This window comes from Bdellovibrio bacteriovorus (assembly GCF_041888015.1).
Lineage (GTDB): Bacteria > Bdellovibrionota > Bdellovibrionia > Bdellovibrionales > Bdellovibrionaceae > Bdellovibrio.
Genome location: NZ_CP168968.1, coordinates 2,619,265 through 2,642,406 on the forward strand (window position 1 = coordinate 2,619,265; position 23,142 = coordinate 2,642,406).

Sequence of the window (23,142 nt, forward strand, 5' to 3'; positions counted from 1 at the left end):
CATGGCAGACACTCAATTTGACCTTATTATTATTGGTTCCGGTCCCGGCGGTTACGTAGGGGCCATTCGTGCAGCTCAATTGGGTCTTAAAACGGCCGTGATTGAAAAAGATAAAACTTACGGAGGCACGTGCCTGAATGTGGGTTGCATCCCTTCCAAGGCCCTGCTTGAAAGTTCTGAGCACTATCAAGCGGCTCAGCACGACCTGGCTGCTCACGGTGTGAAAGTGTCCAAAGTTGATTTGGATCTTCCAACCATGCAGGCTCGCAAGGACAAGGTTGTAAAAACAAATACCGAAGGCATCGCCTTCTTGTTCAAAAAGAACAAGATCACTCCATTCAACGGCATGGGTAAAATCGTCGCCGCTGGCAAAGTGGAAGTCAAAGGTGCTGACGGCAACACTCAAATCCTGACGACCAAGAATATCGTAATCGCAACCGGCTCTGTTCCTGTGGAACTGCCGTTCTTGAAGTACGATGAAAAACGTATCGTTTCCAACACCGGCGCACTGGCATTGGATCAGGTTCCAAAGTCCATGATCGTTGTGGGTGGTGGCGTGATCGGCCTGGAGCTGGGTTCGGTATGGCAGCGCCTGGGCGCCAAAGTCACTGTGATCGAATATGCCAACCGTCTGGGCGGCACCATGGATCAGGACTGCATGAACGTGCTTAAAAAATCCATGGAAAAAGAAGGCATGAGCTTCCTTCTTTCCACGAAAGTGACTGGTTCTAAAGTTGGCAACGACGGTGTTGAAGTGACTTATGAATCTTTGACTGATGGTAAAGCATCCTCCATGAAAGCGGATGTTGTGCTTGTTTCCACGGGTCGCAAACCATTCTCTGCGGGCGTTGGCTGCGAAGAAATGGGCATCCAAAAAGACCCTCAAGGTCGCATCATCGTGGATAAACACTATCAAACCAACGTGCCGGGCATCTATGCCATCGGTGACGTTATTGCCGGCCCAATGCTTGCGCACAAAGCGGAAGAAGAAGGCGTGGCATTGGCAGAAATCCTGGCTGGTGGTGCAGGTCACGTGAACTACGACACGGTTCCAGGTGTGATCTATACTCACCCGGAAATTGCGTCTGTCGGTATCACTGAAGAATTCGCGAAAGAAAAAGGCATGGAAATCAACGTGGGTAAATTCCCGTTCATGGCCAACGGCCGTGCGCGCGCGAAAGGCTACACTGAAGGTTTCGTAAAAATCATCGCGGATAAGAAAACAGACAAAATCCTAGGCGCCCACATGGTCGGCCCAAGCGTGTCTGAACTGATCCACGAAGTGATCGTCTGCATGGAGTTCGGTGGCAGCAGCGAAGATCTGGCAAGATCCTTCCACGCCCACCCTACTTTGTCTGAAGTTGTACGTGAAGCAGCCCTTGCGGTTGAAAAACGCCAACGCCAGATGTAGCCGCGACAGCGGGCAGTGCTTCGGGCCCTGCCCGGCAGAGCTGAATCGCCGGCCGGCGACTCAGATGAAGCAGCAAAAACAAAACCCACAGTCACCGACTGTGGGTTTTTCAATTAAATTCCCCAAATATTTTTATCTACTGACACAAAGAATTGAGAATCTTCCAGGCTGGCTGAACTGCGGGCTCTTGAGGAACGTCTTCTGCTGTTGGCTCATATTGATTTAGTAAATCACTTTCATACTTAGGACAATCCTTCTTCTTGAAGCTCTTTTCAGAAGGCAGGGATTCCAGAATAGAGACCATCAAATCCATGTGCGCTTCGTCCTGCGCCCCTTGAGGCACACTATTGTCTCGCAGACTTTTGATCTGACCCACCACACGATTCGTGGCTCTAAAACGATCCCGGTTATTCTTGGCTTTACTCACTTCTTTTTCCAGAAGCTCCGCCAATGTGTCGACTTGCTGACGGACACTGCGGTTGCTATAGATAGCGATCTCTTTCCCTCCAGCCCCGTAAGAAACTGAAGTGGCCCCCAAGCAAAGACTGCCCAAGACTGCCATATTTAAGACGACCGTTTTCATAACTACCTCCAGCATCTTTATCTTATGTTATGCCAAGTTTTTCAATCTCGACGGCAGTGGCAATCCAAATACTGGTGATTTTTTAATTATGAATAGTGAAGAAAAACAAATAAAGGCGCCCTCTTTTTTAGCACACCGTCTATTTTAGCTTGTATGGTAAGGTGACCGAGAAGGCCCAGTAAGACAAAAATAAAGGCTGGTCAAAAAGGTTCAGCCGCAAGGCGGAGTAGGCCCTCGCAGCGCAGGCGTGCTCAATGCACGTCGGAGCGAGAAGGCCGCCCGACAACGAAGTCGGATGGGCCTTTTTCAGCAGCCTGCCTTAAGAACAGATGCCTTCTATGATTTCATAGGATCTTTTTAAAGCCGGGTGCGTCGGACGATGCTCCGCATAGGGTTCAAAGTCGATCATAACACGGGCTTTATATTCGGGACATTTTGCGACAGAAAAATCACTGTCAGTTGCAACATGCTCCAAGGACGCCGTTGAATAATCCAAATAAACCTCTTTATCCACCGACTGCAAAGAGTTTTGTTTACGAACCTCTTCAATCGTGGACAGAGTTTGTTTCAGAATCTCCACTTTGGCACTTGCTGGCATGCGGGAATGAACTTGTCGATTAAGCACATTCAAACTTCCATCAACACTGCGAACCACATCGGCCACTTTCATGGCAGGACCAGCCTCACCACCACCTGTGAATGGTGTTCGTGCATGGAATGAAAAAGCCGATGTCAGCAAAACTACTGAAACTGAACCTAGAACTGCAAGTATTGGTCTGCTGTACATACTTTAACTCCCATCTCTTTTTCCAATTGCTTATGTTTCGAGGCAACAAAGCTCAGATACCCAGGGGCACCACCCGCATTCGGGTTGGTGATGATCGCGTAGGCATGCGCAATTCTCATATACTCTGGCAAAGTCAATTCATCAGACTTGGCAAATACGGCACTCAATAGAGGATGGCGATATTTGTCGTATTTCACCTTCAGCTCATTGATTTTTTTCTGTTTAGAATCCTCATCCAGTTTTGCATTGCCGTTGATGGCTTTGACTTCTCTTTGCACGTGAGGGCGAAGATCCTTGTACATCTTTTGAGCCTTCACCACATCCACACCCAGCTCACGCAGAACCTCCAGGGAGGTCATCGCCTTGTCGAACTCAACGGATTCCTCAGAACCCAGACCACGCCAGAACGTCGGCAGATTAGTCACGATCGCCCATTTGCCCGTGCTAACATTTTGGAAGTCGATATCTTCGTTTTTGATATATTTCTTTTTTTCTTCTCTCTGCTTGATGTAGTTATCCAGATAGATCTTTCCGCTCTGAATACCGGCATTAAAGCCCAATGACACCAGGATCTGCTTAATAACATTCAAATTGGCATGAGTGGCACCCAAAGCGCGCAGGCGTTCTACATAGTTGCCTTTACCCATATAGCCATTCAAATCTTCGCCTTCTCTGTAGATGCGACCGTTCAGGATATCACTGCCTGCGCCGTAACTTAGACCCGTCGCATTTTTAAGCATCGTACGATAAAAAATCCCCGTGAAGAGCACATTCCGAAGTGGGTTGGACGGCACCGTCATAACCACACAACGGTTGGACGAAGACCAGGGAGTATAGCAGTCCGCCCCCTCAGATTCGCCAACTAGACACAACTTTTTCCCGGCAGGAACTTCCAGAGTGTAAGCGCTTTTTTCAGCTACGATTCTTTTGCAGGATTCTTTGTTGGATTTGGCAATTTCCTTCATATACCAGTCCAAGGTGGAAGGTTGCTTTACATCCATATTATAACGAACGAACACTTCTTTCAGTGCACTGACCGTCAACTGCCCAACGCCAGCGTCAAAGCCACCGCCCAACGTGTTCACATGCAGACCACTTTCATTATAAAGCTTTGGCAAAAGCTCTTTGACAGGAATATTCAAACAATCACCCACGTCCACCAGCGCATTGTAAACACTGTTCACGTAAGGCTCTGTGGTACACGGAGGCTGGAAGCCCAAGCTATCGGCACCTTTGGTTGGCGACGACAACAGCTCCCCTTTGGCACCCCGGCACTGGGCAATAGCGCCCGACTTGACATTCAAAGGAATGAAGTTTTGCATAATGAATGACACGCATTCTTTAGGAGGATTGTTGGTCCCAAGCTGCGCTCGTGAGCGATTGCCTGCATACACAGCAGACATCTTCTTAAGATCGTTAGCAAAATAATTTCGAGCTGGCCCGCACTGCTCTGCTGTTTCCAAAGCACCTTTTGATGCAAAATCAGCCGTCCCTGCCGTTTCCGGAGATTCATTCAACGAAATCTGATACCAGCCAAAGCCGACAAAGGCCACACAGCAACAGAATGTGGAAAACCAGAAAGAAGTACTTGAATGTCGCACTAGCTTCTCCTATCAAGTGGAATATCAACTTCTTATCTGTTTAATTGGCTGAAAACTGAATGAACGAAAGTCCAGTAAAAACCTAAAAGGTGTAGGTCACGGCCAGTAGAGCGTTGGCTCCACCGAGGAAATAGAAAACTGAGCTGATCTCTTTATTCTCTTCTTGAGTCGCTCCATAAATATTGGCGGCGGCCAGCAGCGCGTGGGTGGCCACGCGAATCCATTTGGCCTTGCGCTTTTCTTCCTGCTGCTTGAACAGGAATCTTTGCAGGACCTCATTGCGTTCAGCTAGACTTAAGGATGAGCCTTCGATGGCATAATAAAAGGAATCCAGTTCATTCCCCGTCCAATAATAAGTCGCCCCAAGTCCTATCGCTGCCAACCCCAAGTTGGAAGTGATGGCAAAGATTGTGCGGCTGAAGATTTCTTCCGACTGCTGATAAGCGATCGTCCCGCCTATCGCGGCAGCGGCCCCTGAAATCATATAGGCGACTCCGGCCCTTTCATCTTCCTGCTGCTGATGCAGAACATGCTGACGAAACTCCGTCCAACTGGCGGTCCCCTGATAAGCCACCTCTCGCTTAAGCGCCCATGACGGATTGGAAAGCAGAAGTATCATCATTAACAAGAAAAACTTCACAAGCTCACCCCGAACTGAATAAAGACGCTTTTATTCTGTTTTTCACTCCAATAAGAAAGTCCGGTGGAAAAGTTTTTGTAGGTGGCCAGGAAACCCGCAGACTGATCGTACTGAGAACCACTTAATACTGCTTGCAAAAGACCCAATTGATAAGTGATCGCCGCTCTCACCGCGTCTTGAAAATTCTCAGTTTCATTGTGAATTTGAAATTGCACACCGACCTCCAGCAAACCCAAAGGAACCACCGGTTTCACTGACGCCCCCAAAAGCCCCTGGGGTCGGATGGGATATTGCTCGGATTTCTTAGAACTTACTCCCCACTGCGACAACATGGCAGAAATCTGTGGTTCCCACACGGCGTCCTCCCAGGCGTAAAGCAGACCTGGTTCAACATACAAAATATCCTGATTGTGAATTTCAAAAAGTTTTTCGTTATCCCCCGCCATGGCTTCAGCGACAGAAAATGAATTTCCGATGTACTTGATGTGGGTATAGCGCAATTGCAGACCCGCGTAGAAGTTTCCAGATGTGAAACTTGCCAACTGAGCCTTGATACTTTGTTCTTCCGAAGCAATCATATCCACCATCGGAAGAGCCGCATTTTCAAATTGATAAACATACACCAAACGATAAGGCTCTACCGAGATGCCCCAGGTAGGTCGTTGAAAGGACGCTTCGACAGAGATCTCGCCATCCACCATCTCGCGACGGGAAAAAAGTTTCGCAACGGCCTGCTCATCACTTTTGCCGTCTAAAAGCTCTTCGGCTTCCCGCAGATATTCCATGTTACTTCCCAACATCAGGTCGGCATCAAAGCGCGGGGCCTTTTCTTTGGCGACAAACGCAGGATTGCACGGAAGTCCCCGACGAAAGCTGTCCATCGAATAACAGACACTTCCCAAAGATCTGACCAGAAAGCGGCTGCCACCGTCACGCAAGGCCGGGGAATAAGTCGCGGCCCCCGCAGACAACGCCATCATAAATAAAGATATGCTTAAAAAAGCTCTTAGAAGCATATTTTCTCCTGCGGCCAGGGAACGGTTTCAGCTTCTGCTTTGAAAGCAATAAGATCGGCTTCGTATTTGGCATATTCTTTCTTCTGATCTGGAAAGGCCTGTTGAAGATCTCGCGAGATAAAGATCAATGTGTCCGTCAGATCAATCATCCACTGAAAGTAAGGTTGCAGCTGATCAGAGCACAGACCGTGTTTTTGAAGCCGCCCCCAGGACTGCAGCCCCTGCTCAACGACGGATCTTAACAGAACCAAACGAAGGACCGCCGAATAAAGCCGGGCTCCCGAATTGGACTCTTGTTCCAGTACCGCCACAGCAGCCGAAACATCATCCCGTCCCCGTTCTGAAAGCAAGGGCACCTTCTTCCAGTGTCGAGCATATTGCGACAACGACTTCACAAGATGTTGCGTTTGTTGATCCAGGGGAAGCCCCACCAATGGCACAATCTCGGTTTGAAAGTCCCGTAGAACCACAAACGTATAGATCTTCTCGATGCGAATCCCCGCCCGCCCCGCATAGGCTGACGCCAGAGCCATCTTCACATGAGGATGAGGGTCTTCCTGTACAAACTGTTTGAAGTAGCTGACAGCCTCATTGTAGCGCCCCTGATCGATCAGTTCATGCCCCTCAGAAAGACGGCTTTCTCGAGTCACAAGCTGCTCTTTTGCCTGACACGACAAAAGAGCGAAAACGGACGCAAAAAGTATGAGTTTAATGATTGTTCGCATAGATAACGCGGCATACTAATGTCGCTCAGCGCAAAATTCGAGATGACACACGACGCAGTATAATAATTCCATTGATCCTTACCTCTCAGCAATATACCCCTGCCCCGGTGTAACACTTCAAGGAGGCTATATGCGTAATTTCGCTTTTGCTGTAATGATGTTCTTCGGAATGTCAGCTCAGGCTGCGGTTTGGACCGAAGTCAATGAATGGTCCCCGGCCTACGAAGACCGCTTTGCGGAATGGGTTCGCACGGAATGGCGTACAGACTTCTTCTCTCGCAAGTCTTTGAAAAACGGCCAAAGCAATCCGTACTATGGCCTTCGCGTGGACTGTGCTGACACTGTTTATTCCATGCGTATCGTGTTTGCTTACGAAAACCGCCTGCCGTTCGTATCACAAGATCCAACAGCATCTGGTAAAACGATCTCTAACAAAATGAGCCGTTGGGACGGTCAGAGCGAAATCAACCGCGTTCGTAACTTCCTTCTGTTCATCTATAATACGATGAGCACTCGTTCTTTACCGAATGACACTTATCCTGTGGCAATCAGCCGTAACACCATCCGTTCCGGCGGATTGATGGCGACTACAAAGAAGAATCACCACTCTTGGACTATCAAAGAGATCCTGCCAATTGGTGTGCCTTATCTGGTTTACAATTCTGTCGTGGGCGCGAACTCCGGTTATGGTCTGCAAGAACGCCAGTCCTGGCCGAATCCAGACTGGGTTTTTGAAGGTGACTACACAGCTTCCAGTGGTGCAGGCTTCCGCGACTGGAGACCGGCATCTGCGTTGAATAAACCTGTATGGCAAACTCCGGGCTACAGCGATGAGCAGTTCAAAATTCCATTGAACAAATGGGTTCGTTACGTGCAAAACCGTCTGGCTTTGCGCCAAGAAACTGACGATCAATTGATTGCTCGTTTGATGAAGACCACCTGCGAAGGCTTCACAGGTCGTGTGACTTCTATCAACGAAGGCATTGATTACCTGAAGCGCAATTCCAAGTGCATGGACTATGCAACTTACGACACTTACTCCACACCGAATCGTGACCGTCGTATTTTTGACGACTTCATGTCCTTGCGTCGCGCTTATCGCGAAATCCTGCAAATCAATGGTGGCAATCAATTGAGTGCGGGAACAAAAGCCCAATTGGATAAAATCTTCCCAGCCATCAATTTGTCTGTGGCACAGGAAGCCTCTAAGATGGGAACTCAATCCATCACCGCCGCCTCTGTTTGTTCGACAGCTTACCTTCCAGGCCGCACTATGGATCTGGCGGAATTCAAACGTCGTCTGTTCCTGGGTCTGATTTCCAACAATCCTCACGAAGGTGGAGAATACCGTTGGGGTGAAGTTCGTGGACCTTCGCAGCGTGCAAGAAGCTGTCAGTCATGGGACCATTGGGCTCCAGACTTAAATCAGGAATAGTAAGGAACTATGAGATCGACTAAACTGAGCACTTGGCTTCTGTGGGCATTGGCACTTTTCCTGTTAGGGATTGCAACGGACTATTATTTCCTGCACATCCTTTTCCATCAAAAGCAGCAGGAAGCCTTGCAAGTGATGCAGGGTCAATCGGCCGCAGATCCAACTCCGGAACCGTCGAAAACCACGGGGGCTGACGAAAGCTTCCTGGGGGAAAAGGGTGACACGGCCGTTTCTGCTGACTCTGGCAAGGACAACTTTCTGACGTCCTTACAAAGCTGTGCTCCGGAAGTTGCCGCACAAGCAGTGGCGACACCGGAAGCTTTGATGGAATACCTGCAAAAAAGCGTGGGCGTTGCCAAAGAAGAAATCTCTTTGGAAAACTATCATCTGACCCTGCCCGACGGTTCTTTCCGTCGCGTGCATTTGATCACGGCCGACAACACCAATGCCAAGAACCGCGTTGAAATGCGTTTCTTCAAACTGGACGCCGAAGGATATCCCGAGCGTCTGGCTTTGAAGGGTGACGAGACTCTGGAATCGTTGTTGGCTCTGGGTAAAGTCACTCGCCATGAAGTGAAGTCCGAACTTTTGTTGCGCGACAAAACTTCGGTCTCTTTGGAAAAGCACGACAACAAAGTCTTTGAATTCCAATACAACAACCACGGCAAGATTCTGTCCTGCCGATTCAAAGAATGTCTGTGCCAGTAAGACCCTTCAAAGGTCCAGGACCTTATTAAGAATCCGTCACAATATTTCAATCCACAAGCCCTCTGTTAAGATTAAACCCAGAGGGCTTTTTTCATGACAAAAAGTGGTTCCTTCTTACACAGCCGAAGCTTGTGGGTCTATTACACCCTCTTCTTTTCAGGGTCGTTGGTCCTTATTTATCAAGCCGTCGATTGGGAAGTGATCGGCGATTCCGTCAATTTTCTGTGTCTGCTATTTATCATGAATGGTTTGCTGGCTCGTCGTTTTATCCACGTCATTGAAAATTCATTGCTGCTGACTTTAGGGTACATCTTGCCTTTGCTGATCCGCAATTGCTTGAAGCTCTCTTACAGCGAAGCCCCTTCCGTAAAGGACTTTCTGCAGTTGGCTCTGGTTGCAACTTCAACCACCTTTGCACTGGGGTTGGTCTTTTCATTTTTAGGAATGATCTTTTTTCACTTCTCTCGCAAAATCAAAAAAGCCAGCCGCAGCCGGGTCACGACCAATACGCTTTCGTCTGACGATTAATGCTGCTTGAGCTTACGAGCCTCCGGCTCTGCAGCTCTGCCGGCAGCAGCCGATCTCTGCCGGCAGTAGCCGACGACTAATCCCCGGTGCTTCCCATGACTGCTTTTTCAAAACGATTTTGTTCTTCCATTACCAGCTGTGACAGTTCCCTTTTCAAGTTGTTGAAATCCGGATCTGCGGGATTGCGGGGACGCGGAACTTCGACCTTCACGTCTTTCTTCACCGTTCCGGGTCGATAGCTCATCACCACAATCCGGTCTGCCAAATAGATTGCTTCCTCAATGCTGTGAGTGACAAAGACCACTGTCTTTTTCAAATCACTCCAAATTTTTAAAAGCTCATCCTGAAGACTTCGGCGGGTCAAGGCGTCCAAGGCACCAAAAGGCTCGTCCATCAACATGATCGGAGGATCCAATGCCAGCACTCGGGCGATCGCTACACGCTGTCGCATCCCGCCCGACAGATCCTTGGGAAAGCGACGACGAAAATCAGTCAGCTTCAAGGTTTTTAAAAGTTTCTGCAATTTTGCTTCAATCTGTTCTGGGTCTGCTTTTTTTATTTTAAGACCAAAGACGATGTTTTCTTCCACCGTCATCCACGGGAACAATGCGTATTCCTGAAAGACCATTCCCCGATCGGGTCCCGGCTCCAAAATCTCCTGCCCCCCGACCATCACGCTGCCTTCAGACGGCAGAGAAAATCCGGCAATCGCATTCAGCAGCGTGCTTTTGCCACAGCCCGACGGCCCCAGCAAGCAGACAAACTGTCCCGCTGGAATATTGAAATCAATGTCCTTAAGGGCCACCACATCCTGCTCGGACCCCTTAAAAACCTTGGAAACATGTTTGATCTGAATCTGTTCCTGATCTGCCATTACTCCAAACCTCGATGCCACCGCAGCAGATAGTTGTTCAAACGACTGACCACCGTATCAATGGCAAGCCCCAAAAGTCCGATAGAAAACATTCCGGCGATGATCTTGTCCGACCAAAAGTATTCCCGTGCCTCTAAAATGCGATAGCCCAGGCCATTGTTCACCGCGATCATTTCCGCCACGATCATACAGATGAAACCCGTACCAATACCAATACGCACTCCGCTTAGGATGTAAGGCATCGCGGCTGGCACGATGATCTTTCGGAACATCAAAAAAGACCCTGCGCCCAGGTTTTTGCCCGCTCGAATATAAATGCTGTCCACTGCGCGAACCCCGACAATCGTATTCATTAACACCGGGAAGAACGCTCCCAGCGCAATCAGAAAAACGGCAGGGGGATTACCCAATCCAAACCATAAAATCGCCAAGGGAATATAGGCAATCGGCGGGATCGGACGCAGAACCTGAACCAGAGGATTCATATAGTCATAGATTTTTTGACTGGCTCCCATCAGAAGTCCCAATGGCAGAGCCAACCCCGCCCCGATCACAAACCCCAGAAGCACCCGATAAAAGCTCTCCCAAAGATCTCGCACAAGCTCTCCGGAAAAGTACCACGCAAACTTCGAGCCTTGAGAAGGATCATAGGCCTCCAGCGGCATCAGGTACTGGTACCACTTAATAAGTACAGCCGACGGTGCTGGCAGAACCTGCGGATTCACCCAGCCTGCACGCACCACGGCCTCCCAAACGATCACGACAATGGCCGGCACCCAAAGACCTTTAAGCTGGGAAAGCAGGCTCTTCTTGGCCGCCATCTATTTGACTCCCAAAGCAGTCTTGGCCTCGGCCAAAAGATCCAGCTTCACCCAATCCGTGGCCTTCGGAGGTTTTTGCATGCGACCCACACCATACTTTTGCATGAAGTCCGTGGTGATTTGAATATGCTCTGCCGTCAAATCATAGGTGTAAGGCGAATTGCCGATGGCATCTTTAAAATCCTGCGAAGTGATCTGATTTTTAAACATCTTGGAGATCACGTACTTTTCTGCAACCTCTGGCTTTTCAATGAATAGCTTGGTGACTTCCACAAAGCACTTCATAAAACGCTCGGCCACAGGGCGCTTGGTGTTGTACATTTTTTCTGTCATCACCAAAGTACGAATAGGTTCACCCATCGGGGTGTCGTAGGGCTTTAACAGTTCAACCCCAAAGCCCTTGTTGATGGCCTGAGAGGCCTGCGGCTCACTTTGCGCCATAGCATCAATACTTTTTGCCTGTAACGCCTGGTTCAAATCTGCAAACGCCATATAGACTATTTGCACATCTTTCCCCTTCTGATCCGACCAAGTCAGGTTGTGTTTGGCAAGCTCCGCCAACAACAACAACTCCTGCGCACCACCTCGAGCCACACCGACTTTTTTCCCTTTAAAATCTTTGACGGACTTCATGGGCATATCCGGACGAATCACGATGCGTGCGCCGCCTTCGGCAAAACCTGCCACCGCATAAATAGGAACGCCGCCGGCCCGCCCTGCAATGGCGGCATCAGCGGCACTGGCAGCCACGTCAATCTCTCCGGCGATGATGGCGGGCATGATGTCGATGCCCTTGGGGAAAACCCGCTCCGTGACTTTCAGATTGTACTTTCCGCAGAACTCACTCATGTAGCTGATGGCTCCATAGTGAGCAAACTTGAGATTCCCAACCCGCACAACATCCGGTGCTTGGGCTTGAGCATGAAGATGGAAGAATGAGGCAAGAAGAATCAGTCCCGTGAGCTTGGCTGCTTTCATAAAAGGTCCTCCTCGAGCGAAAAGAAATCTCTATGAAAATATCGTCAAACTATTGGCAGATGATGGCAAGACGAAGACAGGTCTTTGTGTTGTTACACAGGCTCCGTTGAAAAATGGGCAAAAAAAAGGCCTCCCGACATAACACCGAGAGGCCTTTTAAAATCACTTAAAAAATCAGATCCAAAGACTGCGAACACCGCGCTCTTTGGCCACTTGTTCTGCCAGCTCGTAGCCCGCATCCAAGTGTCTGAAGACACCCATTGCCGGATCGGCTGTCAAAACACGCTCCAGACGGCGGGCGGCTTTTTCAGTTCCATCCGCCACGATCACCTGACCCGCGTGCTGGCTGTAACCCATACCCACGCCACCACCGTGGTGCAAGCTGACCCAAGTCGCTCCGCATGCGGTGTTCACCAGAGCATTGAGCAATGCCCAGTCGCTGACAGCGTCAGAGCCGTCCTTCATCGCTTCGGTTTCACGATTTGGTGAGGCCACAGAGCCGCAGTCCAAATGGTCTCGACCAATCACGATCGGCGCTTTCACTTTGCCTTCAGCGACAAGCTTGTTGAATAGCAAGCCCGCTTTAGCACGCTCGCCGTATTCCAACCAGCAAATGCGCGCTGGCAGACCTTGGAAGGCAATGCGCTCTTCAGCCATATCCAACCAACGCAGAAGATCTTTCTTGTGCGGGAACAATTCGCGAAGAGCATCGTCGGTCACTTTGATGTCATTTGGATCCCCCGACAACGCCACCCAACGGAAAGGACCTGAGCCTTTGCAGAACAACGGACGGATGAACGCCGGAACAAACCCTGGATAGTCGAAGGCATTTTCAACACCGGCTTCCTGAGCGCGCGCGCGCAGGTTGTTACCATAGTCAAATGTCACTGCCCCGCGATCTTTCATGATCAACATGCCACGAACGTGCTTTGCCATGGAATCGTAAGCGGCTTTCAAGTAAGCCTTTTGATCTTTCTCACGGAAAGTCTTCGCTGTTTCAACAGTGTAACCTTCTGGGATGTAGCCCACCAAGGGATCGTGCGCGGATGTTTGATCCGTCAATAGATCCGGAGTGAAGTTCTTCTCGATCAACTGATGAATGACTGTCGCCATGTTGCCTTGCAAAGCGATGGATTTTGCTTCGCCTGCGGCCGTGTATTTCTTGATGCGCGCCAAAGCGTCGTCAAGATCTGTGGCCACTTCGTCGATGTATTTGGTTTCAAGACGTTTTTGAATACGGGTTGGATCGATCTCTACCGCCAGAACGCACGCTCCAGCAAAAACACCTGCCAGAGGTTGCGCTCCACCCATGCCACCCAAGCCCGCTGTCAAAATCACTCGGCCTGTCAGGTTGCCATTGAAGTACTGACGACCGGCTTCCACGAAAGATTCATAAGTACCTTGGATGATCCCTTGAGTTCCGATGTAAATCCAAGAACCCGCTGTCATCTGACCGTACATCATCAGACCTTTTTTATCGAGTTCGTTGAAATGCTCCCACGTTGCCCACTTAGGCACCAAGTTGGAGTTCGCCAAAAGAACGCGAGGCGCGTCTTCGTGAGTTTTCAAAATACCGATCGGCTTACCGGATTGAACCAAAAGTGTTTCATCATTTTCCAGCTCTTTCAGAGCTTCCAAAATCTTGTCGAAAGATTCCCAGTTACGGGCCGCTTTACCAATACCACCATAAACAACCAGATTTTCCGGGTGCTCTGCAATCACCGGATCCAGATTGTTTTGAATCATACGGTAAGCCGCTTCCTGCAACCATCCCTTACAAACCATCTTGTTCCCTGTAGGGGCTTTCACAACACGAGACATAAATCCTCCAAAAGGTACCTGCTTACTTTTACAGAAGCAGTGCGCTAGATTTTAAAAAACTACCATTCCAGTTCGCCGACTGTTTGTTCGACGACTTTCATCAATTCTCCAGACACCATCATGGCTTTGATCGCCTCGACGTCTTTAGAGAAAATGCGGTCTTCTTTTGCAAACGGAACTGTTTTGCGGATGTGCTCATGCACAGCCTTCACCGCCGCTGCAGGCTTTAATGGAGCCAGCAAATCCAGAGCCTGCGTCGCTGACAGCAACTCCATCGCGATCACGTTTTCTGCGTTACGCAGAATCTGCGCAAACTTTCTGGCTGCGATCGTGCCCATGGACACGTGGTCTTCTTTCTCCGCCGATGTCGGGATGGAGTCCACACTCGCTGGGTGCGCCAAGACCTTGTTTTCGCTCACCAAGGAAGCAGCTGCCACTTGCACAATCATGTGACCGGAGTTCAATCCTCCATTCGGAGTCAGGAACGGCGGAAGTTCACTCATTTGAGTGGAGATCATTTTTGAAATACGGCACTCACTGATGCTCGCCTGGGAAGACAACGCAATCCCCGCAAAATCCATCGCGTGCGCCACGGGCATCCCGTGGAAGTTACCGCAGGAAAGAACTTTGTTCGCATCCGCAAACACCAGCGGATTGTCCGTGGAAGAGTTCGCTTCTGTTTCCAGAACCTTCACCGCGTATCTTAAAGCATCTTTGGCTGCGCCGTGAACAGCAGGCATACAGCGCAAAGAATACGCATCCTGAACGCGCGGATCATTGACCGCATGGCTTTCTGCGATCGGGCTGGTTTCGCCCATAAGTTTAATCAAATTGCGACCGGTCTTGCCTTCACCGGCATGAGGACGGCTGGCTTGAATCAATGGATCAAATGGTTTTCTGGAGCCACGCAAGCCCTCCAAGGACATCGCGCCGGCAAGATCCGCCAACCACAACAGGCGACGGTTTTCCCACAAGGACAAAAGACCGATGGATGTCATCACCTGACAGCCGTTGATCATGGAAAGACCTTCTTTGGCTTTCAGCTCCAGTGGAGTGATGCCTTTGGCTTTTAACAATTCGGTGACGTGAACGGGTTTGCCGTCAGCGCCCCACGCTTCGCCCTCACCGATGATGGTCAACGCCAGGTGAGAAAGCGGAGCCAAGTCACCGCTGGCGCCCACGGAACCTTGAGAAGGTACCACCGGGATGATGTCGTTATTCAGGAACTCAAGAATTTTTTCTACCACCAGAGGACGGATACCGCTGTGGCCTTTCGCCAAAGCATTGGCACGAAGAACCATCATGGCGCGTGTTTCGGTTTTCGTGAAAGGAGCCCCGACGCCCATGCAGTGAGAGCGGATCAGATTTCTTTGCAGCTGTTCAATTTCTGCATCGGAGATACGCACAGAAGAAAACGCACCAAAACCTGTGTTCACTCCATACATCACCTCACCACTAGCAATGCGACCTTCAATGTAGTCACGAGACTTTTGCATGTTGGCTTTGCCGGAAGCGGAAAGCTCTGCCTTGATCGAAGGGTTGTGGGCAATCTGATATAGGTTTTCAAGTGTGATATTCTCACCAGTAATCTGCATAGTAGGCCTCTCTTAAAGAAGCCCGCATCCTAGCCCAAAACCCCCACCCCAATCAAAGAAAGGTGCCTGGTTGTTTTTTCTGGCTATGGCGCATCAAACGCCCTAATAACGCGCTATTGCCAGAAAAAACAACCAGGCACCTTTTAACGGAAAAAGCCATTCTGGGGTTAGCAGAATGGCTTTTTGATGTTTCTAGATTTATTTGAGAATTAGAATTCTAGAGGCAAAGATACGGAGAATACGTAGCTTTCGTTTTGAGCGTCCGTAAGCAAGCTATTGCTGTCCATCTTGTCCCAAGTATCTTTGACGTACTCAAGATTCAAGGACACGAACGGCAGGCCTGTGAAGCCGACACCAAGCTTAACATTTTTTCCTTTGAATGTGCCTGCATTATCCACCTTCAGCTCGTTGGTCAAACCAACGCCCACCCATGCGCGCAACAGGATTGGGAAATCAATTCCCACAACACCTGAAAGCGTCGATCTTTTCGCCGTTTCCTTGCTGCCACTATCAGGATCTACTTCTCCACTAACTCCCGCTGTGTAGTCCGCGCCTACCCACAACATCACCGGAGTTTTATAGGCCAGACGCAAGCCCAATTGAGAACCTGTCAGTTTCCCATCTGGATCTGTGGTTTTACCCATCTCATAACCAAGGTATGGCTCAATCAAAATGTCTGCTTTGGAAACGCTCCCAAATCCAAGAACTGCAACCAACACTACTAAGAGCTTTTTCATAAAGTCTTCTCCTTTTGTAACCCAAAAATATTTTGGACTCCCCTAAAATTCTGAGAGGAGTCCGCTCAAGGGTCAACGACGCAAAGACCGAACCAGCCCCCTCTGGCCCTTAAGCTGGCAGGACTTTCACACAGGAGTTCTTATGTATAAGGACGACAAAGAATATTATGAATCCCTGCCTCGCAAGCGTATTGGCGTTGCTGCTCTGATCTTCTATAAAAAAATGCTGTTGATCATACAGCCTGGATATAGTTCCAGCTGGATTCTGCCTGGGGGCACAGTTGAATATGAGGAGTCCCCACTAGAAGCTCTGATTCGTGAAGTGCAAGACGAGCTCAGTCTCAAGATCGTGCCAAAAGATCTGATCGCCGTGGACTATGTCGCCAACACCGACGTCAAAGGAGAGTATCTTCAACTGCTCTTTTCAACCGAAGACTTAACTGAAGAACAAGCCCAATCCATCGAGGCCAAATTCTATGAAGTTAAAAGCTATCGCTTCATGGATTTCGACGAGGCCCTGCCTATGCTGGCTCCCAATATCGCTAGACGCTTGCAAAGCCTGCAAGATCACCCCGGCGAAATCCTATACCTAGAAAACGGAAAACAAAACCCCATCGCCCTGCTGAATCTTTAAAAGGTGCCTGGTTGTTTCCAAAGCCAGACAAACGCGCACCCCAAAACAAACTAAATGCCCAGCACGACGACTGATGCGTTGTAGCCAGAAAAAACAACCAGGCACCTTTTAAGCGTTTTTAAGAGTAGTGATGGCGGAACGGTAGTCTTTGCCGAAGACGTAGCTGCCGGCGACGAAGACGTCGGCTTCACGGCAGATCTTGGCGGTTTCGGCGTTGATGCCGCCGTCGACTTCGATCAGACAATTCAACTTCTTGGACGAAATTTCTTCACGCAAGCGCGTGATCTTGGCCACTTGATCGTGCATGAAGGACTGACCTCCAAAGCCCGGCTCAACCGTCATAACTAAAACCAAATCACACAATGGAAGCAGTGGTAAAACCTGCTCCACGGGAGTGCGCGGTCTTAAGGTGATGCCCGCTTTGGCACCCAACTCGCGGATCTTGCGCAAAGTGCCTGCGGCGTCTTTGGTGGATTCCACATGAATGGTCAGGTAATCACTGCCCGCTTTGATGAAGTCTTCCACATAGCGCTCAGGCTCTTCGATCATCAGATGCACATCCAAGGGCAAAGAAGAAACCTTCTTCAAAGACTTCACAACCGGAATACCGATGGTGATATTCGGAACAAAACGTCCGTCCATCACATCGACATGCACCCAGTCCGCCCCGGCTTCTGTAATGGCTTTGATCTCTTTTTCAAGATTGGCAAAGTCCGCTGACAAAATAGAGGGCGCAACCAGTTTAGACACCGAGTTTGTCTCCTACTTTTAGAGGATTCCCTTTAAGGAAGTCCTGCACCTGCATACGGTTGCGGGACTCGGGCTGAAGTTCATAGATTTTCAAAATTCCATCACCCGTCGCTATAGAGAAGTGATCTTCATGCACAGACGTAACCGTTCCCGGCGCCACTGTTGTGATGCCAGAAACCGGCGTCACTTTATGAAGCTTCAACTTCTTTCCTTGCAATAAAGTATAAGTGCCCGGCCCATAGACAAAGCCACGCACCTTACCATCGATTGCCTTGGCAGAGGTTGCCCAGTCAATCTGGGACTCCTGCTTTTCAATTTTCTTCGCCAAAGTGACTTGTGATTCATCCTGCGGAGTCGGCGCCAGATTTCCGCGCACATAATCCATCAGTTCCACTTGCAAAAGTTCAGCGCCCAGGCGAGCCAGCTCATCATGCAGCTCCAGCGCATTCATTTCAGGAGTGATTTTCACACGGCGAATACCAATGATGTCGCCCGCATCGAGCTTGCGCACCATCTTCTGCAAAGTCACACCGGATTCGACATCACCGGCTTCAATCGCCCGCTGAATCGGAGCAGCCCCACGCCAACGTGGCAAAACAGATCCGTGCACATTCACGCAACCAAAACGGAAAGAGTCCAAAAACTCTTGCGTCAGGATCTGACCGAAAGCCACGACAACGGCGACTTCCGCACCCCAGGTTTTGATTTCTTGAAGCATCAATGGATTGGCTTTCAAAGACTCCGGCGCCAGAACTTTCAATCCGTGGGCTTGCGCCAGGGCTTTCACCGGGCTCGGGGTCAGTTGCAACTTACGACCGGCGGGACGATCCGGCTGGGTCACAACACCGACGACCTCAAAGTGCTCATCCGACAGAAGAGCTTTCAACGAAGTCACCGCAAATTCAGGCGTCCCTAGAAAACAGACACGGACCTTGCTCACACTTCACACTTTTCTTCGTCAGCAGTTGTGGCTTCACCCTCTTTGTCTTTTTTAACCGGGTAGCCGTACTTCTTGATTTGATTTTTGATTTTGTTGCCTTTGACGAAACTCAAATGGTCGATGAACAGAGTTCCCTCCAGGTGATCCATTTCGTGCTGCATGCAGATCGCAAGCAAACCGTCTGTCTTGACGATAAATTCTTTCCCCGTCACATCGAAAGCTTTCATTTCGATGTAGTCAAAACGCTGAACCGTTTCGTAGTAACCAGGGATGGACAGACAGCCTTCGTCAAACGTGGTTTTACCTTCGCCTTTAACGATCTCAGGATTGATCAAAACCAGCGGCTGCTTCACGGCAGCTTCTAGTTCTGTCATTTCTTCATATTTATAGCGACGACCCTTTTCATCTTTAGGGCGCGTATCGATCACCACCATGCGAACCAGCTCACCCACTTGCGGGGCTGCCAGGCCGATACCATTAGCGTGATACATGGTTTCAATCATATCCTCTGCCAATTTGGCGATTTCTGGGCCAAAGGTGTCCACCGGCTGCGAAACTTCACGCAACTTTGGGTCAGGGAATGTGAGGATTTTCATGATCATAGGAACCTCCGGGAGGCCCCCATTATATCAGCGTTTCAGCTTTTTGAGAAGAAGGAAGGCCACGGCCAACATAACTATGTTGGGAGCCCAAGCCGCTGCAACCGGCGGCAGTGTCCCGTGCTGCCCCAGGGTGATCCCGGACGAATAAAACACGTAATAGGCAAAGACCAGGGCCAGACAGATCCCGACGTTCAACATAGTTCCACCCGAACGAGCCCGGCCCACACTGAAAGGCAGCCCCAAAAGGCACATGACCAACCCCGCAAAAGCAAAGCTGATTTTAGAGTGGTAATCGACCTCATAGGCCACCGTATCCAACCCGGCATCCCGGTTTCTATCAATAAAACGTTCAAGTTCCTTCTGGGACATCATATCGGCCGTCTGACCGGCGCTTTGCAGGTCTTTGGAGTCTTCCGCCATCACGATATTTTTAGTTTTAAACGGGCTGGTCAGTGGGAAGCTTGAGTCCTTGCTAAAGATGGTGACTGTCCCCTGCTCCAACAACCACTGCGCCCCTTGGATTTTTACCTCGGCCGCCGTGATCATCTGCACCAAATCCCACTCATCGCTAAAGAAGTACATGGTCAACCCTTGCGCCCCATCCCCCTTGGCATTCAAAGTTTTGATATTGAAGATAGAGTTCTTGGAGCGGTACCAGATACGATCCGTCTTGATCGTGGAAAAACGATGTGGCTCTTTTTTCAGGTCGTAGTACAAAATGTAGTTCTTTTGCTTGGTCGCGCGCGGAAGCACCCGATCCGACACCGCATACCCCAACGCCGAAATCACCACCACCAACGCCAGCATCGGCATAGTAATACGGATCAAGCTCATCCCGCTGGCAAATAACGCAACGAGTTCATTAGCCTTATTCAAGCTGCTCAATGTCAGAATAACGCCCAACAAACAGGCAACCGGAAGCAGCTGGTGTACAATTCCGGGAAAGGAATACATGTAATAATTAACCAGCGCAGAGGGGGCGACATCCTTGTAGTTCACCATCGTGCCCATCGCATCCACAGCCGTAAAAAGCGTCAGAAACACCAAGAGGCCACCGACGAAGTAACCTAAAAAAAGCCCTGCTGTGTATCTATCGATTCTGTTCACGTCTGATCCTTTAAACCTGTCTGCTTCAGCTTACGCGTTTGTCTACACTCCGACTTCGCCGGAGTAGCCGATAACCCTTGACTGGTGGCGGAAATCCAATTTAACTTTGATTATGGCTTTACGCGTCTTGCTTGCAGATGAGAGTTCCACAATCAAAAAAGTAATGCAACTGGCATTGTCTGACTTCGGGGTTGAAGTTAAATCGGTCCCTGTGGGTCTTGACGTATTGCAAGTGACCAAGACCTTCAAGCCTGACATTGTCTTTGCCGATGTTCTTTTAACCAAAAGATCCGGTTATGAAGTTTGCGCTGACCTTAAAAATGATTCCGAAACAACTCACATTCCCGTCGTTTTGATGTGGAGTGGTTTTATGGAAATCGACGAAGCCAAAGCGGTGGAATGCCGGGCGGACCGTCGTTTGGAAAAACCGTTTGATGCGGATCATTTGCGTTCGATTGTTTCTGACCTGGTTCAAAAAACCAAGTCCAACCCGGTCAGCAGTTTCCTGACGTTCCCGGAAATGCCGGAGTTTGAAGAAACTTCTGCCGAAGCAGAGACACCTGCACAAGAGCAAGCAGCCTACACCCTGCCTGAAGAAAAGTCCGAAAGCTTCTTGAATATTCCTGAAATTGAGGCTGATGAGGCCAATATTCTGGAGGTTTCCGGTGAAGAGTTCTCTGCGGTGCCCTTGACATCCCCTAAAGGCGAAGATGAACACGACGAAGGCGGCTGGGCCCATCAGGATCTGACCAAGTTCAAAATTCAAATCCCGGAAGTTGAAAGTGCTGACTTTGCCTCTAAATTCGTGATTCCTCAGGATGACGAACTTTCGGGCGCACACATTGAAATGGACGGCGACTTTGAAGAAATCAGCTTTGTGAAGCCTTCTCCAGAAGTGACAAAAACCAAAGCCCCTACAGCAGAGTCCTTCATCTCCAATGTGGAAAAATCCGTCAAAGATCAAATGATGGAAACCCTCAAAAAGGGTGCAACAAAAGTCACATCTCCTGGTGCGACTCCACAGCCTGCTTCTAATGCTAAGCCCAATACACAATCCAAGGTGGACTTAGACCCTAATATGATGGAAAAGATTATCCGTGAGGAAGCTCGCGAAGTGATCGAATCCATTTGCTGGAAAGTCCTTCCTGAGATCGCTGAGCGCATCGTGCGCGAAGAAATCAAAAAGATCCTCCGCGAAACTGAAAAGTCTATCTAAAGCGGTCAGCACCAGTTCATACAGTTGACCGCCACTTGTGAGGTCACGCTTATGACATTGCTGGAGCTCATCCGCGCAGCTATCAAAGAAGACATGCCTAATGGCGATGTCACCACTGAATCCCTTGCTTTAAAACCACGTATGGGACGAGCTCGCTTGAAAGCCAAGGAAGATATCGTTCTTTCTGGTGCCATGGCGTTTGAACAATCCATGCAATCTTTGGAGCCTACCTGCCGTATCAAATGGCACTTTGAAGAAGGCGACGAGATTTTGAAAAATCAAATCATCTGCACAATCGAAGGCGATCTGGTGCAAGTCCTGAAGGCCGAGCGCGTGGCGCTGAACTTCCTGGGACACCTTTCCGGGATCGCGACTCACACTCGTCGTTTTGTAAAGAAGATCGAAGGCACCAAAACCAAGATCCTGGATACCCGCAAAACCACTCCTGCATTCCGTGACCTGGAAAAACGCGCCGTTGTCCATGGCGGTGGTGTGAATCATCGTATGAACCTAAGCACCGCGATCCTGATCAAGGACAACCATATTTCTGTCATGGGTGGCATCACCAATGCCGTCAACCGCGTGCGCGAACACAGCAACCTGACGGTGGAAGTTGAAGCCTCTAACCTTGAAGGCGTTAAAGAAGCCGTATCCATGAAGGTGCAACGAATTCTTTTGGACAACATGGACAACGAAACTTTGAAAAAGGCCCTGGAAGTTATTCCGGCTGAAATCGAAACCGAAGCCAGCGGTAATATGAACTTGGATCGCGTGGCTTCTGTGGCGGCCTTGGGTGTGAACTACATTTCTGTGGGCGCACTGACTCACTCTGCACCGTGTGCTGATGTCAGCCTTGTCTTCCAGTGGGAGGACTAATGGCTGATACTCCTGTTTCTGACATCCGCATTGGTTATGTGACTTCACAGTGGGCTGAAAGCAACCATCTGTACGTTTCCTATCAAAAGGAAATGCCCAGCACGAATGCCTTAGCAAAAGAAGAAGCCTTCGCAGAAAACCTGATGGAAGAATCTTTGTGCCTTTATGTGACCGACCACCAAACAGCAGGTCGCGGTCGTGGCAAAAACACTTGGACAGATTCACGTCCGGGCAGTGCTTTGCTCAGCTCATGGACTTACCTTCTCGGTACGAAACCTCAGCCGACAACTTCCTGCCTGATTGGGCTTGCGGTTTATCGTGCGTGCTCGACCACCTGGCCCTTCCTGCCGTGGAACTTGAAAGCTCCGAATGACATCTACATTGGTGACAAGAAAGTGGCGGGCATTCTTTTAGAAAACGTCGCTCAAGGCGACGAAGTTCGTTTGGTCATCGGGCTGGGTCTGAATGTCACGGCTTCTCCTGAAGAGGTGGAAACATCCACAAGTATTATTGAATCCCTGCCAATGGGCGCACCTCTGTTGGGGCAGGACTATATGGGCTTCTTGGATCGTTTGTTGTTTGAACTGACGGATGCTGTTTCACATTCTGACGAAGAGCTGAGCCCGACAGATCAATTGTCGTTGCTGACAGCCCTGAACCAACATCCATTGCTAAAAGAAAAATACACTGGAATGAAAGCCGATGGCAGTTTGCTTATTGGTGACAAAGAAATCAACTGGTCCACATTGTAGGTGCT

Annotated in this window: 24 protein-coding genes; 8 read left to right on the top strand and 16 right to left on the bottom strand. The window is 49.6% G+C overall.

Going from position 1 to position 23,142, the window contains the following annotated elements; all coding sequences use genetic code 11:
• Position 1: 1 nt before the first annotated feature.
• Positions 2-1,411, top strand: coding sequence for a dihydrolipoyl dehydrogenase (lpdA, locus tag ACES2G_RS12470; protein ID WP_347358962.1), 1,410 nt, complete (start codon positions 2-4; stop codon positions 1,409-1,411).
• A 136-nt stretch (positions 1,412-1,547) separates the two neighbouring features.
• Here the strand turns inward: lpdA and ACES2G_RS12475 are convergent, their stop codons facing one another.
• The 6 genes from ACES2G_RS12475 to ACES2G_RS12500 all read right to left on the bottom strand — a co-directional run bounded on the left by ACES2G_RS12475 (position 1,548) and on the right by ACES2G_RS12500 (position 6,688).
• Positions 1,548-1,994 (bottom strand): hypothetical protein, encoded by a 447-nt coding sequence (locus tag ACES2G_RS12475; protein WP_347358961.1) that lies wholly within the window; start codon positions 1,992-1,994, stop codon positions 1,548-1,550.
• A 319-nt stretch (positions 1,995-2,313) separates the two neighbouring features.
• On the bottom strand, positions 2,314-2,781 hold the full coding sequence (locus ACES2G_RS12480) for a hypothetical protein (RefSeq protein ID WP_347358960.1): 468 nt from the start codon (positions 2,779-2,781) through the stop codon (positions 2,314-2,316).
• Complete coding sequence (locus tag ACES2G_RS12485) at positions 2,751-4,382, bottom strand: hypothetical protein (RefSeq protein WP_374000354.1); 1,632 nt, start codon at positions 4,380-4,382, stop codon at positions 2,751-2,753. The genes ACES2G_RS12480 and ACES2G_RS12485 overlap by 31 nt, the downstream gene beginning before the upstream one ends.
• 82 nt (positions 4,383-4,464) lie before the next feature.
• A complete protein-coding gene (locus ACES2G_RS12490; RefSeq protein WP_374000355.1) occupies positions 4,465-5,004 on the bottom strand; it encodes a hypothetical protein in 540 nt (179 codons plus the stop codon).
• A gap of 14 nt (positions 5,005-5,018) precedes the next feature.
• Positions 5,019-6,038, bottom strand: coding sequence for a hypothetical protein (locus ACES2G_RS12495; RefSeq protein WP_374000356.1), 1,020 nt, complete (start codon positions 6,036-6,038; stop codon positions 5,019-5,021).
• Complete coding sequence (locus tag ACES2G_RS12500; protein WP_347359716.1) at positions 6,029-6,688, bottom strand: hypothetical protein; 660 nt, start codon at positions 6,686-6,688, stop codon at positions 6,029-6,031. Before ACES2G_RS12500 ends, ACES2G_RS12495 begins: the two co-directional genes overlap by 10 nt.
• Positions 6,689-6,893: 205 nt before the next feature.
• Between ACES2G_RS12500 and ACES2G_RS12505 the strand changes: the two genes are divergently transcribed.
• The 3 genes from ACES2G_RS12505 to ACES2G_RS12515 all read left to right on the top strand — a co-directional run bounded on the left by ACES2G_RS12505 (position 6,894) and on the right by ACES2G_RS12515 (position 9,434).
• Positions 6,894-8,198 carry a hypothetical protein gene (locus tag ACES2G_RS12505; RefSeq protein WP_347359715.1) on the top strand — a complete coding sequence of 435 codons (1,305 nt, stop codon included), beginning with the start codon at positions 6,894-6,896 and terminating at the stop codon, positions 8,196-8,198.
• A 9-nt stretch (positions 8,199-8,207) separates the two neighbouring features.
• Positions 8,208-8,906, top strand: a complete 699-nt coding sequence (locus ACES2G_RS12510) for a hypothetical protein (RefSeq protein ID WP_347359714.1) — start codon at positions 8,208-8,210, stop codon at positions 8,904-8,906.
• Positions 8,907-8,999: 93 nt separating this feature from the next.
• A complete protein-coding gene (locus ACES2G_RS12515; protein WP_347359713.1) occupies positions 9,000-9,434 on the top strand; it encodes a hypothetical protein in 435 nt (144 codons plus the stop codon).
• 76 nt (positions 9,435-9,510) lie between these two features.
• Here ACES2G_RS12515 and ACES2G_RS12520 read toward each other — a convergent pair whose 3' ends face one another.
• From ACES2G_RS12520 to ACES2G_RS12545, 6 genes are all read right to left on the bottom strand, one after another.
• On the bottom strand, positions 9,511-10,308 hold the full coding sequence (locus tag ACES2G_RS12520) for an ABC transporter ATP-binding protein (RefSeq protein ID WP_374000357.1): 798 nt from the start codon (positions 10,306-10,308) through the stop codon (positions 9,511-9,513).
• The gene (locus ACES2G_RS12525; protein WP_374000358.1) at positions 10,308-11,129 is read right to left on the bottom strand and encodes an ABC transporter permease; all 822 of its coding nucleotides are present in this window, start codon (positions 11,127-11,129) and stop codon (positions 10,308-10,310) included. The genes ACES2G_RS12520 and ACES2G_RS12525 overlap by 1 nt, the downstream gene beginning before the upstream one ends.
• On the bottom strand, positions 11,130-12,107 hold the full coding sequence (locus tag ACES2G_RS12530; RefSeq protein WP_374000359.1) for an ABC transporter substrate-binding protein: 978 nt from the start codon (positions 12,105-12,107) through the stop codon (positions 11,130-11,132).
• 174 nt (positions 12,108-12,281) lie between these two features.
• Entirely contained in the window at positions 12,282-13,928 is a 1,647-nt protein-coding gene (hutU, locus tag ACES2G_RS12535) for a urocanate hydratase (RefSeq protein ID WP_374000360.1), read from the bottom strand.
• 59 nt (positions 13,929-13,987) lie between these two features.
• Positions 13,988-15,523: a histidine ammonia-lyase gene (hutH, locus tag ACES2G_RS12540; protein ID WP_374000362.1), complete on the bottom strand. Its 1,536-nt coding sequence runs from the start codon at positions 15,521-15,523 to the stop codon at positions 13,988-13,990.
• Positions 15,524-15,732: 209 nt separating this feature from the next.
• Complete coding sequence (locus tag ACES2G_RS12545) at positions 15,733-16,260, bottom strand: hypothetical protein (RefSeq protein ID WP_374000363.1); 528 nt, start codon at positions 16,258-16,260, stop codon at positions 15,733-15,735.
• Between the two features lie 142 nt (positions 16,261-16,402).
• On the opposite strand from ACES2G_RS12545, the gene ACES2G_RS12550 reads away from it, so the two are divergent.
• Positions 16,403-16,894 (top strand): NUDIX domain-containing protein, encoded by a 492-nt coding sequence (locus ACES2G_RS12550; RefSeq protein ID WP_374000364.1) that lies wholly within the window; start codon positions 16,403-16,405, stop codon positions 16,892-16,894.
• Between the two features lie 108 nt (positions 16,895-17,002).
• Here the strand turns inward: ACES2G_RS12550 and rpe are convergent, their stop codons facing one another.
• From rpe to lptG, 4 genes are read right to left on the bottom strand one after another with little or no spacing between them, the layout of a single operon-like run.
• Complete coding sequence (gene rpe / locus ACES2G_RS12555) at positions 17,003-17,635, bottom strand: ribulose-phosphate 3-epimerase (protein ID WP_374001902.1); 633 nt, start codon at positions 17,633-17,635, stop codon at positions 17,003-17,005.
• 1 nt (position 17,636) lies between these two features.
• Complete coding sequence (fmt, locus tag ACES2G_RS12560; RefSeq protein WP_347359658.1) at positions 17,637-18,584, bottom strand: methionyl-tRNA formyltransferase; 948 nt, start codon at positions 18,582-18,584, stop codon at positions 17,637-17,639.
• Positions 18,581-19,186 (bottom strand): peptide deformylase, encoded by a 606-nt coding sequence (def, locus tag ACES2G_RS12565; RefSeq protein ID WP_347359657.1) that lies wholly within the window; start codon positions 19,184-19,186, stop codon positions 18,581-18,583. Before def ends, fmt begins: the two co-directional genes overlap by 4 nt.
• Positions 19,187-19,213: 27 nt before the next feature.
• On the bottom strand, positions 19,214-20,293 hold the full coding sequence (gene lptG / locus ACES2G_RS12570; protein WP_374000365.1) for an LPS export ABC transporter permease LptG: 1,080 nt from the start codon (positions 20,291-20,293) through the stop codon (positions 19,214-19,216).
• Between the two features lie 112 nt (positions 20,294-20,405).
• Here lptG and ACES2G_RS12575 point away from each other — a divergent pair, with 112 nt between their 5' ends.
• Genes ACES2G_RS12575 through ACES2G_RS12585 form a run of 3 tightly spaced genes read left to right on the top strand, consistent with a single transcriptional unit; the run spans position 20,406 to position 23,137 of the window.
• On the top strand, positions 20,406-21,509 hold the full coding sequence (locus ACES2G_RS12575; protein ID WP_374000366.1) for a PleD family two-component system response regulator: 1,104 nt from the start codon (positions 20,406-20,408) through the stop codon (positions 21,507-21,509).
• A 51-nt stretch (positions 21,510-21,560) separates the two neighbouring features.
• Positions 21,561-22,385, top strand: a complete 825-nt coding sequence (gene nadC / locus ACES2G_RS12580; RefSeq protein ID WP_374000367.1) for a carboxylating nicotinate-nucleotide diphosphorylase — start codon at positions 21,561-21,563, stop codon at positions 22,383-22,385.
• Entirely contained in the window at positions 22,385-23,137 is a 753-nt protein-coding gene (locus tag ACES2G_RS12585; protein WP_374000368.1) for a biotin--[acetyl-CoA-carboxylase] ligase, read from the top strand. The genes nadC and ACES2G_RS12585 overlap by 1 nt, the downstream gene beginning before the upstream one ends.
• The last annotated feature ends 5 nt before the right edge of the window (positions 23,138-23,142 follow it).